This is a genomic window from Streptomyces sp. NPDC001219, from assembly GCF_053597915.1.
The window spans coordinates 75,588-88,493 of record NZ_JBSFJF010000017.1 but is presented as its reverse complement, the minus strand read 5'-3'; the positions used below and the strand labels follow the sequence as shown (position 1 = coordinate 88,493).

Genomic DNA, 12,906 nt, shown 5'->3' with positions numbered 1-12,906 from the left:
ACATGGATGGAGGTGACGAGTTCCGTCTGGCGGGCGCGCACATCACCTCGTAGTGCACCTCGACAAGAGAGCATCCCTGTGCGGTGGCCACAAACCTCGTTAGCACGTGCGGAGTTGGGGCATCGTGGAATACTGCCGGTATGCGACATTCCAATGAGGATGAGCCGGAAGCCGTCAGCCCCAAGGGATCGTCTCAGCAGGTATCACGTGACGCGGTTACGGTAGAGATCGTCTATTCCGTCATCACGGGGGCGATTGTTGCCGCACTACTCTTCTTCGCCATTGCCTCCCCTTCGCTCATCTGGCAGTTGAGCGAAGGGGTGAATGCCGTCGTCTTGGGGTTGGCTATGGCGATTTCAGCGGCAGGGTTTCTCTACAGGGTGATATCCACCCTTGGGCGCCTGAGAAGAACAGTTGAGAGGGGCGCGGGGCGGGACTGAGAGGGTGTGGAGGACGCTCCAGCCGGATGGGGTGGGGCCCTCCATGCAATGTGCCAGGCCACCCCGTTCCCGTTTATCCCGCGGTACTCCGAACTTCCGTCGCAGCCGGGGCGGCGGCACGCAGCGCCGCCTCGACCCGGCGGTTGCTGGTCATGGTCGCGGTGACGGTGGTCATGGTGAGGAGCAGGCCGGCGGCGGTGTAGAGGGGGGTGCGTACGTCGTAGGTGGTGGCCAGCCAGCCGCCGAGGAAGGCGCCGAACGGGGCGGCGCACATGGCGAGCATGCGGGAGGTGGAGGCGACCCTGCCTATGAGGTGGGCGGGGACGATCGCCTGTCGGAGGGAGGGGCCGAGCACCATCGTGGCTCCCATGCCCGCGCCGCAGACGGCGAGCGCGAGGCCGGCGACGTACGGGTTCGGGGCGGCGGCAAGGCCCAGGATGGCGAGTCCCTCGACTGCGGCCGTGCAGGTCAACGCGGTGCCGGTGCCGAGTCGCCGGCCGAGGAAGGAGGCGATGCCCGCGCCGAGCAGACCGCCGGTGGCCTCCGCCGTGAGGAGCAGGCCGAAGCCGAAGGTGTCGGTGCCGAGACGGTCGTGCGCGAAGAGGGCGAGTACGGTCTCCACGGCGAGGAAGGCGATGTTCCCGACCGCCGGCCGCAGCGCGAGCCCGAGCAGCAGCTGATCCCGGAAGACGTACGAGGCGCCGGCCCGCGCCTGCCGCAGCAGCGACTCACGGGCCTGTGGTGCGGGCCGGGGCGTGGCAGGCAGCGACCGTACGAGCAGTGCGGAGAGGGCGAACGACACCGCGTCGGCGAGCAGTGGAACCGCCCGCCCGAGCGCGAGCAGGGCACTGCCCGCGGGCGGCCCGGCGAAGCCGGATGCGGCGGTCTGGGTGCCGCGCAGGCGGGAGTTGGCACGTTCCAGGAGCGCGGGGTCGCGGCCGAGCAGATCCGGGAGATAGGCCGTGGCGGCCGTGTCGAAGAAGAGTCCGCCGAGGCCGAGGAGGAAGGCGACGGCCGCGAGCAGTGGAATGCTCAGCACGTCGAGCGCGGCCGCTGCCGCCGGTATCGCGAGCAGCACCGCACGTGCCGCGTCCGTGACCCACATCGTGCGCCGGCGGTCCCAGCGGTCCACCAGCGCACCGCCGAGCACCCCGAAGAGCAGCCACGGCAGCGTTCCGGCGGCCGTGACGACGGCGAGCGCCACCGGATTCCGCGTCAACGTCAGCGCGAGCAGCGGCAGCGCGGCATGCGACACCCCGTCACCCAGCGAGGACACCGTCTGCGCGGTCCACAGCCGTCCGAACCCGGTCGGCAGCTTCCGTACGTCTGAGGTCACTTGGCGTCCCCTTCGGCCTGCTCGCGCGAGGCCGGGTGGAACAGTGCGAAGACGAGTGACGCGTCCGGCAGCGACGGGTCGGACAGCTCCCGGTACTCGTCCGCCAGTGCCTGCAGCCGCGCCCCCAGCTCCGCGAACTGCTCCTCGGTGAGCCGCAGATGCGCCATCCGCACGTGCCGCTCGCCGTCCACCGGCGCCGCCTCCAGGTCCGCCACCGCATGCCGCATCAGCACATCCGGGCCTCCCTCGCCCGGGTCGGGCAGCACGATCGCCCGCGCGGCCATTGCGTAGTACCGCTCGGTGACCCCCCGGACCTTCCGCGTTCGCACCACCTTCACCAGGCCGGCCCGCTCCAGCAGCCGTACGTGGTAGCTGGAACTCCCCTTCGCGAGGCCCACTCGCTCGGCGATCTGCGTGATCGTCGCGGGCTCGAAGCGGAGCACGGCCATGATCCGGTGACGCGTGAGATTGGAAACGGCGCGCAACTGCTCGTCAGTGGTGACGTGGAACGTCTCGGGAAGATCGTCGGTAGGCATGCCCTCAATGGTCAACACTTCTTGACCATTGGGCAAGGGAATTTCCGTCCGGGCTTCCGGAATCGGGCCGTCCATCGCCTGAGGCCGTCGCTCCTGCACTCAGCGGCTCCCATGCCACTGGCCATCGCGGTGCCATCAGGCCTGTGTTCGCGATGAGCGGGCGGTGTCGTAGCGGTGGCGGTTGTTCTTGATCTCCTGTCGGTGGGTGGTGGCCCACTCGCCGAGGGCCACCATGGAGTCCAGCAGTGTTGAGCCGAGTGGGGTGAGCGTGTAGTCGACGCGCGGGGGAACGCTGGGGTGCACGGTGCGGGTGAGGAGCCCGTCGCGTTCGAGCTGTCGCAGGGTCAGGGTGAGCATGCGCTGCGAGATGCCTCTGACGGCGCGGTGGAGTTCGCTGAAGCGCAGGGTCCGGTCCCGAAGTTGCCCGATGACCAGGATGCTCCACTTGTCACCGATCAGCGCGAGGATTCGCAGGATCTCCCGGCACGCCTCGTCATCCGGGTCACCTTTCGGTTCGTCAGCAGGCTGCGGTTGATCGGGTTGATCCGGTTGGTGCCGACCGGTCGGGGAGATGCTCCTGCGGGCCGTCAAGGGTTACCTCCATGTGCGTCACCGACATGAATGTGCCGTCTTGTGGCCATCGGTGCAGTGACAAATCATGTTGCTACGCACAAACAGTAACTGCCTGATGGTGCACCGCGATTGTCCGCGGTGCGACCGCTATTGGCTGAAGGGACGCCGTGGTGGCGAAGACTCTCGTTGTTGTCGGTGCAGGACCGGGGCTCGGAATGGGCGTGGCCAGGGCCTTTGGTCGCCATGGCTTCCAAGTGGGGCTGATCGCCCGGCGCAAGGACACCCTGGATGCTCTGGTCTGCGAACTGACCGGGCTGGGCGTGAAGGCCGCGGCTTTTCCAGCGGACATCCGTGACCGTGACGCGCTGGCCTCCGCGATCACCAGGGCAGAGGAGATGCTGGGACCGGCGGATGTCCTTGAGTACAGTCCCAGCCCGACCGGTTCGATCACCGGCGCCGCGCAGACCACGGTCGAGTCCGCCACTGAGCAGTTCGAGCTGCATGTGCTGGGGGCGGTGACGGCCGTAGGGCAGGTGCTGCCGCAGCTGCGCGCCCGTGGCGAGGGGACCGTGCTGCTGACCACCGGTGTGTCCTCCACTGTCGCCGCGCCGCTCCTGGCGAACGTGGGGCTCGCGATGGCGGGACTGCGCAACTGGGCGCACTCCCTGCACGCCGAACTGCGCCCCGAGGGCGTCCATGTGGCGACGGTGACCATCGCCTCCGGGATCGCCACCGGCGATGCGGTGACGGACCCCGACGTCATCGGCGCCCGCTACTACGACCTGTACCGGCATCGGGACCGCGTGGAGGAGGTCATCGGCGACGTGGAGGCATTCCGCACCCTCGTCGCCGAGCGGGGCGGCGGGCACGGCTGACCAGCTTCACCGACGGCAGGTCAAAGGCTGTCCCGCAATGACCGTGCGGAACGACGTCGCAGGCGGCTGCCGACCGGCCCTGGGTCAGCGCAGACCGGTCGCCCATGCCGTGAGTGTGGCGAAGTCGTTGCTGGTGAGGCCGCAGCGGGGATCGACCCGGTGGAGTAGAGCGGGGCCGCTGTGATGCTCGTTCACCCAGGCGCGATCCACCTCGGTGATCTCGTCGTCGATCCAGGCGAACGTCCGGCCTTTCGCCCACGCGACGATCTCCGGCGTCTTCCAGAACACACCGTCCCCGGGCTCGTCCCGCGGCGAGGGCCAGGAGATGAAGGGCAGCTCGGGCAGTCCCAGGACGGGTGCAACGAAGGCGTTGGCTTCTTCCTGCCACGTGGTCGCCCACACCAACTCGAAGGGGAGCGCTTCCAATGCCTGGCCGTGAGCCGCGTTGAGCCACACCCGCAGCGGTTTCACCGGCTTGTTCGGTAGCCCCCACTCAGCCGGCCGACGCCGTTCGGCGGCCTCCCAGCGGGGTGTCAGAAGTCGTTGCGTCTGGTAACCCTCGGGCCGTCGATGCGGCTTCGCGGCATACGGATTCAGCGGCCCGTCCACATCCAGTGGGAGCGGCGACGCCTGCACGAGCGGCCAGTCCCAGCGGACCGATCCGGTGCTCGCGTCGCAGGCAGAGAACCTGTTCCTCCACCACGGCCGATCCCAGAAGGCCCTCACCCCTTTCCAGCATCCACAAGGGCGTGTCACCCGTCACCAAAGTGCCGAGATGCCCACACCTAGCGCCGGGCCAGCGCCAGCACACTCAGGCCGAACATCAAGACACCCAGGGGGAGATGGACCGTGGGTACGTGCGCGATGCCGAGCACGACCTGGACCGAGGCGAGCAGGAGGAAGCCTGACGCGTGCCAGACGGGCCGGGGCGAGCCGCCGCCCGGTTTCCACGCCAGCACCGATGCGAGCACGTACAGCATCGACGCCCCGTACGTCACCCGGGCTCCGACACTGTGCAGCGTCTCTCCGTAGGACGAGGTCAGCAGCAGGCCGGCGGAGACCGCCTGAAGGAAGAGGGTCAGGGTCTGCAGGGCGATCGCGAGCTGCAGGAACGAGGAGCTGCGCTGTGCGTTTGCCGTCGCCGTTACCTGAGTGGCCATGTCACATTCCCCTTTTCCTGCCCTCGGGCAGCAGATCGGTAAGGTCTCACCGGTCCGACGACGCGGGCCCGCGAAAGGTAAGGCGAGGGGCGGCCGGAAGCATGGAGAGTGTCGGGAGCAGGACGGATGAGGTAGTCGGCGAGCGGCGCCAACTGATCAATGTGGCTTACCGGTTGCTCGGTTCGGTGACCGAGGCCGAGGACGCCGTGCAGGATGCCTACGCACGCTGGTACGGGCTGTCACGAAGCCGGCAGGAGGAGATCCTGTCGCCCGGCGCCTGGCTGACGACCGTGACCGGCCGCATCTGCCTGGACCTGCTCGGCTCGGCGCGGGCCCGCCGTGAACGCTATGCCGGTGCGTGGCTGCCCGAGCCGCTGCCCGACCGCACCGAGGGGGACCGCACGGGCGGCGTCGGCCTCACCCACCCTGCGGACCCCGCCGACCAGATCGTCCTGGACGAGTCGGTGACCATGGCCTTCCTCGTCGTCCTGGAGTCGATGACGCCCGCCGAGCGGGTGGCGTTCGTCCTGCACGACGTGTTCCGGTACCCGTTCGCCGAGATCGCCGACGTCCTCGGCCGGACCCCAGCGGCCTGCAAGCAGCTCGCCTCCGCCGCCCGACGGCGGGTGGGTGTCGGGCGCGCACCGGTGACGGCGACCGGCCAGGCCGACGTGGTGAGGCACGTCAAAGAGGCATGGGAGACCAAGGACATCGCGGCCCTCGTCGCTCTTCTCGACCCGGCCGCCGTGATGACCGCCGACGGCGGCGGCATGGTCGGCACCGTCCTGCGCCCGGTCGAGGGCGGCACGCGCATCGCCCAGTACATGGTCGCCATCGCTGACAAGGCTCCGGGGCTCGAACTCCTGGAGCGGTCGGTCAACGGTGTGCCGGGCCTGGTGGCCCAGCGTGCCGGCGTCGTCATGACCGTGGCCTCGTTCGACGTCTCCGACGGGCGGGTCAACCGGATCTGGGCGGTCCGCAACCCGGAGAAGCTGCGGCCGTGGGCGGGGGCGGGCTGAGGGCCGTCACGTCACTCGGCCGACGGGCGATCATGGTCGGATGCAGGTGATCTCGGCATCCGGCTCGGAGCGGCCCGGAGCGGTCCGGCTCGGAGCGGATCGCGCCCTGGCTTGCCTCATCCCTGGTTCAGGCGTTCATTCGGCCGGGGTGGTGCGGGCTGGAACGGGCCGCTCGGTCGCCGGGGAGGCAGTCGTCGCGGTGCGCCGGAACTCGCTTGGGATTGCGCCTCGGACGCGTTTGAACGCCGCGCTGAACCCGAACGGGTCCGAGTAACCCACGGCGCGGGCGATGTCCGCGATGGTTGCGCCACGACGAACTGATCGCCGACACCTTCGCCCACGCGGCCTGCCTCGTCAGCGTCATCACCGCCGACGCGACCCTCACACACTGGCAACTCTCCAACACGATCGTCCCGCTGCTGGCACACCACGGGGAATCCCTTCCCCGCACCCTGGCCGCCAGCGCGCCCTTTCCCCTGGCCGCCGAGGACGCCGTGACCGACGGCGCGGTCATCGACCTGCGCGCCCGTCGCCTGCGCTACTGGACCACCGACACCGTCTCACCGGGGCTCGTCGCTGGGCTCGTCGACGCGGCAGGCCGGTCTCATCCCTCGGTGGAGGTCGAAGCGCGCTGTTCCAGCCGTGTCAGGGCGAGCGCGCCCCAGCGGAGGTTGTCCTGTTCCAAGGCCATCCCCCGCAGCAGGGTGAGGTAGGGGCCGATGCGCTCGGCGGTCGCGAAGAACTCCTCCTCGGTACGGCCGTCCAGCAGACGCTTCTGCAGACGCTCATAGCGGGCCAGCTTGGCGGTGGACCGCTCCGTGCGTTCGGCGATCATGGATCGTACGGCCCCGATGTCGCCCGCGTCGACGCATTGGACCTTGACCATCAGCTCGTCCCTGATGGCCGTCGGCTTGGGGGGTTCGGCGGTGTAGGCCCGCACCGCGTTGAGTCCGGCCTCGGTCAGGGAGAACAGCCGCTTGTTGGGGCGGCGCTCCTGTTCCACGACGCGGGCCGCGATGAGCCCGTCGGCCTCCATGCGCTCCAGTTCCCGGTAGAGCTGCTGGGGCGTGGCCATCCAGAAGTTGGCGACCGAGGCGTCGAAGCCCTTCGCGAGGTCGTATCCGGACGCCTCGCCCTCCAGGAGGGCGGCCATCACCGCGTTACGTAGAGCCATGCCACCAACTTAGCACTGGTTGATTAGTAAAAAAAGTGACTAGGTCTGGACGGGGCGCATCAGCGAACCTAGTCTACGATGCACCTATTCAACTTGTTGTGTATGCGAGGTGATCTTTGTGCACCCCTTCCACAAGGCCGGAGAGGCGGGCGACGTGGAGGCTGTCGCCGGCCCGCCGGCCGAGAACAGCGAGATCGACGGCTTCATGGTGATGCTCCGCCCGCTCTCGGCCGCGAAGGCACGGGCCGGGGCGAGGGGCGCGAAGTCCGGCTCGATCGCGCGAGAGGAGGCCGGCCATGAGTGACTTCGACGCCGTGGTCATCGGGGCCGGCAACGCCGGTCTGACCGCCGCCACCACCCTCCAGCGCGCGGGACTGCGCACGCTGCTGGTGGAGCGCCACAACATCCCCGGTGGCTGCGCCACGTCCTTCCGGCGCGGCCGCTACGAGATGGAGGTGGCCCTGCACCAGCTCTCGGGGGTCGGCGTGGAGGGCCAGGAGTTCTCCCTGCGGGGCCTGTTCGAGGACCTGGGCGTCATCGACCGCCTCGACTTCGTCCAGGAGCACGACCTCTACCGGGCCGTGGTGCCCGGCGAGTTCGACGTGACGTTGCCCGCGGACTGGACGGCCGCCGCGGACGTGCTGAGCGATGCCTTCCCGGGCAACCGCGAGCGCGTCGAGCGGTTCTTCCAGCTCCTGAAGGACACCGCGGTCTGGCAGATCGCCGCCATGCGCGGCCTGCCGGCCGAGCAGATCGACACCGGCTACTTCCGCCAGGGGCTGCGGCCGTACAGCGAGGTGCTGGACGACCACTTCGACGACCCCCGGCTCAAGTCGGCCCTCACCGCCTACTGGCCCTACCTCGGACAGCCGCCCTCCCGAGTGGCCTTCCAGGACCTGGCGCTGATGCTGTTCGCCTACTTCGAGTTCAAGCCCTGGCACATCAGGGGCGGCTCGCAGGCCATGTCCAGCGCGTTTCTCGACTCGTTCCTCAGGGCGGGCGGCGAGGTCCGCTTCAACACGGCGGTCGAGGCGATCCTGACCGAGCGGGGACGCGCCGTCGGTGTGCGCCTCGACGACGGCCAGGAGATCTCCGCCCGGGACGTCATCTCCAACGCGTCGATACCGGTGACGTACGCCATGCTCGGCGACGCCGTTCCGACGGCCGTACGGGACGATCTCGCCACCCGGCGGATCGGCGTTTCGGGCTTCATCCTGCACATGGGGCTGGACGCCACACCCGCCGAGCTCGGCTTCACCACCAGCACCACCTTCGTCAACGCCGACCTGGACGACGACCGCACGCAAGCCTCCTGGCACACCCTGGAGCCGGCCCGCGGGATCTGCGTCTCCTCCTACGACATCGCCCCGATCGGCTTCGCCCCCTCAGGCGCCACCCACATCAGCCTCATGACACTCCAGTACGCGGACGCCTGGGAGAAGGTCCCGCCCGCCGAGTACGCCCGTACCAAGTTCGCCTACGCCGAGACGCTGCTGGACCGCGTCGAGGTGGTCACGCCCGGCATCCGCGACGCCATCGAGGAGGTCGACGTCGCCACCCCGATGACCCTGTCCCACTACCTCGGGCATCCCGGGGGCGCGATATACGGCTACGACCAGGACCGCACCGAGAACTGGCTCTTCCGCAACAGCGAACGCGAGACCCATGTCCCCGGCCTGCACCTGGCCGGTTCGTGGGCCGGAATGGGCGGCTTCCAGACGTCGCTGCAATCCGGTCACCGGGTCGCCCGCAGCCTGCTGCGCCACCAGGCCGCCTGACCGCACGATCCGACAGGGAGTCCCCGTGCCCCACCGCCTCGCCCCGCTCTTCGAGGGCTACACCGACGTCCAGGCCGACATCGACAGCCGCCCCGCGGACACCGCCGACCACGCTGCCGAGACATCGCGCGCCGTCGCCTCGTACCATCCCCGACGGCTTGCGCTCACCGTCTCCGAAGTCATCACCGAGACCGTCAGCTCGGCCACCTTCCGGCTGCGCCGTCCCGACGGCACGGACCTGCCGCCGTTCCTGGCCGGGCAGTACGTGGGCGTGTTCGCCGGCGACACCAACCGCCCGTACGCCTTGTCCTCCAGCCCGGCGAGTCCCGGACACTGGGACCTGACGGTGCGCCGAGTACCCGGCGGGCGGATCAGCAACCACCTCATCGACACCCTCTCCGTGGGCGACGCGCTCACCACGACCGGGCCGATGGGCACCTTCCACCACAACCCGCTCTTCCACGGCGACGACCTCGTGTTCCTCGCCGGCGGCTCCGGCGTCGTACCGGCCATGAGCATGATCCGCGACATCGTCGACCACGGGCTGGACCGCCGCTTCCACCTGATCTACGGCTCTCGCACACCGGACGACGTGATCTTCCGCAAGGAACTCGACACCATCGCCGCCAACTACCCCAACATCCGCGTCCACCACGTCATGGCCGAGCCCGGAAACGGATGGGCCGGACCCACCGGCCTGCTCACCGCCACGCTGATCAAGACCCTCGCCGGTCCGCTCGACGGCCGCATGGTCTACGTCTGCGGCCCTCAGACCCTGTACCCGTACGCGCTGCGGCAGCTGGAAGAGCTCGGCCACCCCCGCCGCCGGATTCGCTTCGAGGCCAACGGCGCTCCCGCCGACCCCACCGGCCAGGCCCACTGGCCGGCCGAAGCGGACCCGGACTCCGAGGTCACCGTCACCGTCGGCGGCACGTCGTTCCGCACCCGCCGCGGGCGGCCCCTGCTGGACGCGCTGGAGGACCAGGGCGTCCGCCCGGAAGCGGCCTGCCGTTCCGGCGAGTGCGGCCTGTGCCGCGTCCGCGTCCTCAAGGGCACCGTCCACACCGCCGAGGAAGCCCAACTACGCATGTCCGACCAGCAGTTCGGCTACACCCACTCCTGCGTCGCCTATCCGGTCACGGACGTCGACCTCGACCTCTGACGCCAGTACACCTAAGAAGGGAAGGTACGACTGTGATCAACGATTCGCACAGACTCAGTGCGCCACGCCTGATGCCGCTGTGCTTCGCGCTCGCACTCGCCGCGGCGCTGCCTCTGCTCACTCCCAGCACCGCTCGCGCGGACAATCCGGCTTCCGTGACGGGGCTGACTCTTCGCTCACAGATGATTCCGCCCGACGGCGGCAACATGTCTGCCCTGACGTGGAGCGATGACGCGGCCAAGCCCGTCATCGACCAGACTCCGTCCGCCGAGAACTGGGCCCTGGACCCCAGCACTGACGGAAGTTTCCGTATCCGTAACGAGAAAGACGGGAAGTGCATCGGCTTCACCGAAGGCGACAGTCATCGCCTTGCCCCGTCCGACTGCGACCCGGGGTCCGGAGAGCAGCGCTGGTTCCTGGAGCCCACCGGCCCGCTCACGTTCGCGATCCGGAACGCCTCCAGCTATGAGTGTCTGGACGTCACAGGGGAAAGCAACGGAGACGGATCGGAGGTCGGGACTTACTCCTGCCGCAACGGCGCAGCGAACCAGAACTGGGTTCCCGGCCACATCGACGAATCCATGCGGAACCTCCTCACCCTGTACTCCCTGAAGCGGTGCGCGGCCGGTGAAAGCGACCTCAAGTGCACGTACAAGGAGGACAGTTCCTCCGTCGCGACCATCGGACCGGAAAAGTGCGTGTCCGCCCTGTACAACAACACCAATGGAGCCGCCGACGAGAAGCCGACCATTGCCTTTTCCGACACCACGGGGTGGACGAATACCGTGGGCGGCTCTGTGACGGTGAGTGCCGAGGTCGGCATCGAGGAATTCATCGTGTCGAAGGTCACCACGTCGGTCTCGGTCAATTACTCACACCAGTGGATACAGCAGAACACCGTGACCAAGACCTACCCCTTCACCGTGCGGAAGGGTGAGTGGGGCTGGCTGACGCGTGCGCAGCTGATGAAGCAGGTCACCGGCAGCTGGACCTTCTCGAAGGGCGACGCGACGTGGAGCGGGACCGGGACCTCCACCGTGCCGGCCGAGGAGGGCACGGACGGGGCGCAGAGCGTCGTCACGCCGCACTCCTCGCCCACTCCCCCCGCTGACTGCCCGAGCAGCTGACGCCTCGGGCCCTGCCCGTCGATGATGCTCAAGTGACCGCCCCCGGCCAGGTTCGCCACTTGGCCGGGGGCGGTCACGGCGTACGCGAGGGTGCGGCGCGCAAAGGGGAAGCCCTTGAACGCCTTGAACGCCTTGAACGCCTTGAACGAGGAAACCTCGCCAACTCCCGCCAACTCTCGTGAACGCCTGGGAACTTCACCCACTCGCCAGTAGCATCCGGCCGGCCAGTCGCACGCCGCCCAAGCAGCCCTCCTCGAAAGGGGCTCCTGCATGCGCTTGACCTCCCGCGTCGCGTCCGCCGCCCTCGCCATCGCCGCCCTCCTGCTCGGCGTCCTCCCCTCGCAGGCCCAGGCCGACCCCGACCGCGCATCCGACCGCGCCCCCGACCGGGTCACGGTCGGTGACCGCACCTTCATCGCCGACGGCCAAGGCCGCGCGCTCCAGTGGCGCGGCTTCAACCTCGCCGACAAGAACAGCCGAGGCACCCACGCGTTCGCCGACATCCATGAGAACGACCTCAGGGGCATGGCCGCCCGGGGCTTCAACCTCGCGCGCCTCGCGTTTTTCTGGGACGACCTCGAACCCACCCCCGGGCGCTACGACCGCGGCTACCTCACCAAGATGCGCCGCATCCTCGACTGGGCCGACCGCTACCACATCAAGGTCGTCCTCGACGCCCACCAGGACGTGTACGGCCCGCACTTCGGCTCCCGCGGCATCCCCGACTGGGCCACCCGCGACGAGGGGTTACCGTTCTGGCCGATACCCGACGACTGGTTCTCCGAGTACTTCGAGCCATCCGTACAGACCGCCTTTGACCACCTGTACAAGGACGCCGACTTCCGCGCCGCGCACGCTCGGATGTGGATGACGGTCGCCTCCGCCCTGGGCAGGCACCCGGCGCTGCTCGGCTACGACCTGATGAACGAGCCGTTCGCGAAGTTCCTCGAAGGCGAGGATCTCCCCGCCGCCGCGGCCCGCTTCGAGGCCACCGAACTCACCGAGCTGTGGAACCGCCTTGCCCGGGCGATCCGCCTGGTCGACCACAGGTCGTGGGTGTTCGTCGAACCCACCGTCATCGTCGGTGTCGGCGTCCCCACCCGGATGGGCCGCATCGACGACCCTCACGCCGGCTACGCGCCGCACTTCTACGAGACCGCGATGGAAACCGGCGCCGACTACGACCCCGACGGCACCTTCATCCCCGCCTACGAGGCCGCGATCAGCGACTACCCGACCCGTCACCGCATGCCGGTGATCGTGGGCGAGTGGGGCGGCAACCCCTACGTGCCGCACGCGAGGCAGTTCGTCACCGACATGACGGCCTCCCTGGACCGCTTCGCCAGTGGCTGGACGTGGTGGCAGTGGTGCCGGGGCGGCGGCTACTGCTTCCTCGACCAGACGGGCGCCGCGAAGCCCAACGCCCAGCTGCTGGTCCAGCCGTACGCGCGGGCCGTCGCCGGTGATCCGCTCAAGTACGCCTACGACCCGGCCACCCGTACCTACACGCTCACCTTCCGCACCCGCGACAACGCAGCCGGACCCACCCGGATCACCGTGCCCAGGGACACCTACCCAGGCGGCTACCGCGTCGATGTCCAAGGCAGCAGGGCGAGTTGGGACGACCACGGCCAGACCGTCACCGTGCGCACCCACGACAGGGCCGGAGCCACCTACCGAGTCACGATCAGCCCGAGGTAGCCCACCCGGCTCGCTCGGGGTCTTC

Annotated in this window: 14 protein-coding genes and 2 pseudogenes; 8 read left to right on the top strand and 8 right to left on the bottom strand. The window is 69.0% G+C overall.

Annotated features, from left to right (window positions below; all coding sequences use genetic code 11):
• Positions 1-140: 140 nt before the first annotated feature.
• On the top strand, positions 141-440 hold the full coding sequence (locus ACWC9R_RS13940; RefSeq protein WP_450731421.1) for a DUF6332 family protein: 300 nt from the start codon (positions 141-143) through the stop codon (positions 438-440).
• A gap of 73 nt (positions 441-513) precedes the next feature.
• Here the strand turns inward: ACWC9R_RS13940 and ACWC9R_RS13935 are convergent, their stop codons facing one another.
• The 3 genes from ACWC9R_RS13935 to ACWC9R_RS13925 form a co-directional block, all read right to left on the bottom strand.
• Positions 514-1,776 carry an MFS transporter gene (locus ACWC9R_RS13935; protein ID WP_450731419.1) on the bottom strand — a complete coding sequence of 421 codons (1,263 nt, stop codon included), beginning with the start codon at positions 1,774-1,776 and terminating at the stop codon, positions 514-516.
• The gene (locus ACWC9R_RS13930) at positions 1,773-2,312 is read right to left on the bottom strand and encodes an ArsR/SmtB family transcription factor (RefSeq protein ID WP_067307010.1); all 540 of its coding nucleotides are present in this window, start codon (positions 2,310-2,312) and stop codon (positions 1,773-1,775) included. The genes ACWC9R_RS13935 and ACWC9R_RS13930 overlap by 4 nt, the downstream gene beginning before the upstream one ends.
• Positions 2,313-2,447: 135 nt before the next feature.
• Positions 2,448-2,789: a winged helix-turn-helix transcriptional regulator gene (locus ACWC9R_RS13925; RefSeq protein WP_450731501.1), complete on the bottom strand. Its 342-nt coding sequence runs from the start codon at positions 2,787-2,789 to the stop codon at positions 2,448-2,450.
• Positions 2,790-3,052: 263 nt separating this feature from the next.
• Between ACWC9R_RS13925 and ACWC9R_RS13920 the strand changes: the two genes are divergently transcribed.
• On the top strand, positions 3,053-3,760 hold the full coding sequence (locus tag ACWC9R_RS13920) for an SDR family NAD(P)-dependent oxidoreductase (protein ID WP_450731417.1): 708 nt from the start codon (positions 3,053-3,055) through the stop codon (positions 3,758-3,760).
• An 84-nt stretch (positions 3,761-3,844) separates the two neighbouring features.
• On the opposite strand, the gene ACWC9R_RS13915 is transcribed toward ACWC9R_RS13920, so the two are convergent.
• The 3 genes and pseudogenes from ACWC9R_RS13915 to ACWC9R_RS13905 form a co-directional block, all read right to left on the bottom strand.
• On the bottom strand, positions 3,845-4,396 hold the full coding sequence (locus ACWC9R_RS13915; protein WP_450731416.1) for an HAD domain-containing protein: 552 nt from the start codon (positions 4,394-4,396) through the stop codon (positions 3,845-3,847).
• Positions 4,374-4,469: pseudogene (locus ACWC9R_RS13910) on the bottom strand (IS481 family transposase); the annotation flags it as partial. The gene ACWC9R_RS13915 and the pseudogene ACWC9R_RS13910, both read right to left, overlap by 23 nt.
• Before the next feature lie 76 nt (positions 4,470-4,545).
• Complete coding sequence (locus ACWC9R_RS13905) at positions 4,546-4,920, bottom strand: hypothetical protein (protein ID WP_450731414.1); 375 nt, start codon at positions 4,918-4,920, stop codon at positions 4,546-4,548.
• Positions 4,921-5,021: 101 nt separating this feature from the next.
• On the opposite strand from ACWC9R_RS13905, the gene sigJ reads away from it, so the two are divergent.
• On the top strand, positions 5,022-5,939 hold the full coding sequence (gene sigJ, locus ACWC9R_RS13900; RefSeq protein ID WP_450731413.1) for an RNA polymerase sigma factor SigJ: 918 nt from the start codon (positions 5,022-5,024) through the stop codon (positions 5,937-5,939).
• Between the two features lie 135 nt (positions 5,940-6,074).
• On the opposite strand, the pseudogene ACWC9R_RS13895 reads toward sigJ, so the two are convergent.
• Positions 6,075-6,260, bottom strand: a pseudogene (locus tag ACWC9R_RS13895) (helix-turn-helix domain-containing protein); the annotation flags it as partial.
• A gap of 283 nt (positions 6,261-6,543) precedes the next feature.
• Positions 6,544-7,113 (bottom strand): PadR family transcriptional regulator, encoded by a 570-nt coding sequence (locus tag ACWC9R_RS13890; RefSeq protein ID WP_450731411.1) that lies wholly within the window; start codon positions 7,111-7,113, stop codon positions 6,544-6,546.
• Between the two features lie 118 nt (positions 7,114-7,231).
• On the opposite strand from ACWC9R_RS13890, the gene ACWC9R_RS13885 reads away from it, so the two are divergent.
• The 5 genes from ACWC9R_RS13885 (at position 7,232) to ACWC9R_RS13865 (ending at position 12,881) form a co-directional block, all read left to right on the top strand.
• The gene (locus ACWC9R_RS13885) at positions 7,232-7,417 is read left to right on the top strand and encodes a hypothetical protein (protein ID WP_450731410.1); all 186 of its coding nucleotides are present in this window, start codon (positions 7,232-7,234) and stop codon (positions 7,415-7,417) included.
• Positions 7,410-8,891, top strand: a complete 1,482-nt coding sequence (locus ACWC9R_RS13880; protein WP_450731409.1) for a phytoene desaturase family protein — start codon at positions 7,410-7,412, stop codon at positions 8,889-8,891. Before ACWC9R_RS13885 ends, ACWC9R_RS13880 begins: the two co-directional genes overlap by 8 nt.
• 25 nt (positions 8,892-8,916) lie before the next feature.
• Entirely contained in the window at positions 8,917-10,053 is a 1,137-nt protein-coding gene (locus tag ACWC9R_RS13875; protein ID WP_450731408.1) for an FAD-binding oxidoreductase, read from the top strand.
• Between the two features lie 32 nt (positions 10,054-10,085).
• Positions 10,086-11,180 carry an RICIN domain-containing protein gene (locus tag ACWC9R_RS13870; RefSeq protein ID WP_450731406.1) on the top strand — a complete coding sequence of 365 codons (1,095 nt, stop codon included), beginning with the start codon at positions 10,086-10,088 and terminating at the stop codon, positions 11,178-11,180.
• Between the two features lie 270 nt (positions 11,181-11,450).
• Positions 11,451-12,881 carry a cellulase family glycosylhydrolase gene (locus ACWC9R_RS13865; protein ID WP_450731404.1) on the top strand — a complete coding sequence of 477 codons (1,431 nt, stop codon included), beginning with the start codon at positions 11,451-11,453 and terminating at the stop codon, positions 12,879-12,881.
• Positions 12,882-12,906 lie beyond the last annotated feature (25 nt).

What these genes read in the sequence shown, in the direction of transcription:
- ACWC9R_RS13940 (WP_450731421.1), top strand. Translation starts at nt 141, where the DNA reads ATGCGACATTCCAATGAGGATGAGCCGGAAGCCGTCAGCCCCAAGGGA.
- ACWC9R_RS13930 (WP_067307010.1), bottom strand. Translation starts at nt 2,312, where the DNA reads ATGCCTACCGACGATCTTCCCGAGACGTTCCACGTCACCACTGACGAG.
- ACWC9R_RS13905 (WP_450731414.1), bottom strand. Translation starts at nt 4,920, where the DNA reads ATGGCCACTCAGGTAACGGCGACGGCAAACGCACAGCGCAGCTCCTCG.
- sigJ (WP_450731413.1), top strand. Translation starts at nt 5,022, where the DNA reads ATGGAGAGTGTCGGGAGCAGGACGGATGAGGTAGTCGGCGAGCGGCGC.
- ACWC9R_RS13890 (WP_450731411.1), bottom strand. Translation starts at nt 7,113, where the DNA reads ATGGCTCTACGTAACGCGGTGATGGCCGCCCTCCTGGAGGGCGAGGCG.
- ACWC9R_RS13880 (WP_450731409.1), top strand. Translation starts at nt 7,410, where the DNA reads ATGAGTGACTTCGACGCCGTGGTCATCGGGGCCGGCAACGCCGGTCTG.
- ACWC9R_RS13865 (WP_450731404.1), top strand. Translation starts at nt 11,451, where the DNA reads ATGCGCTTGACCTCCCGCGTCGCGTCCGCCGCCCTCGCCATCGCCGCC.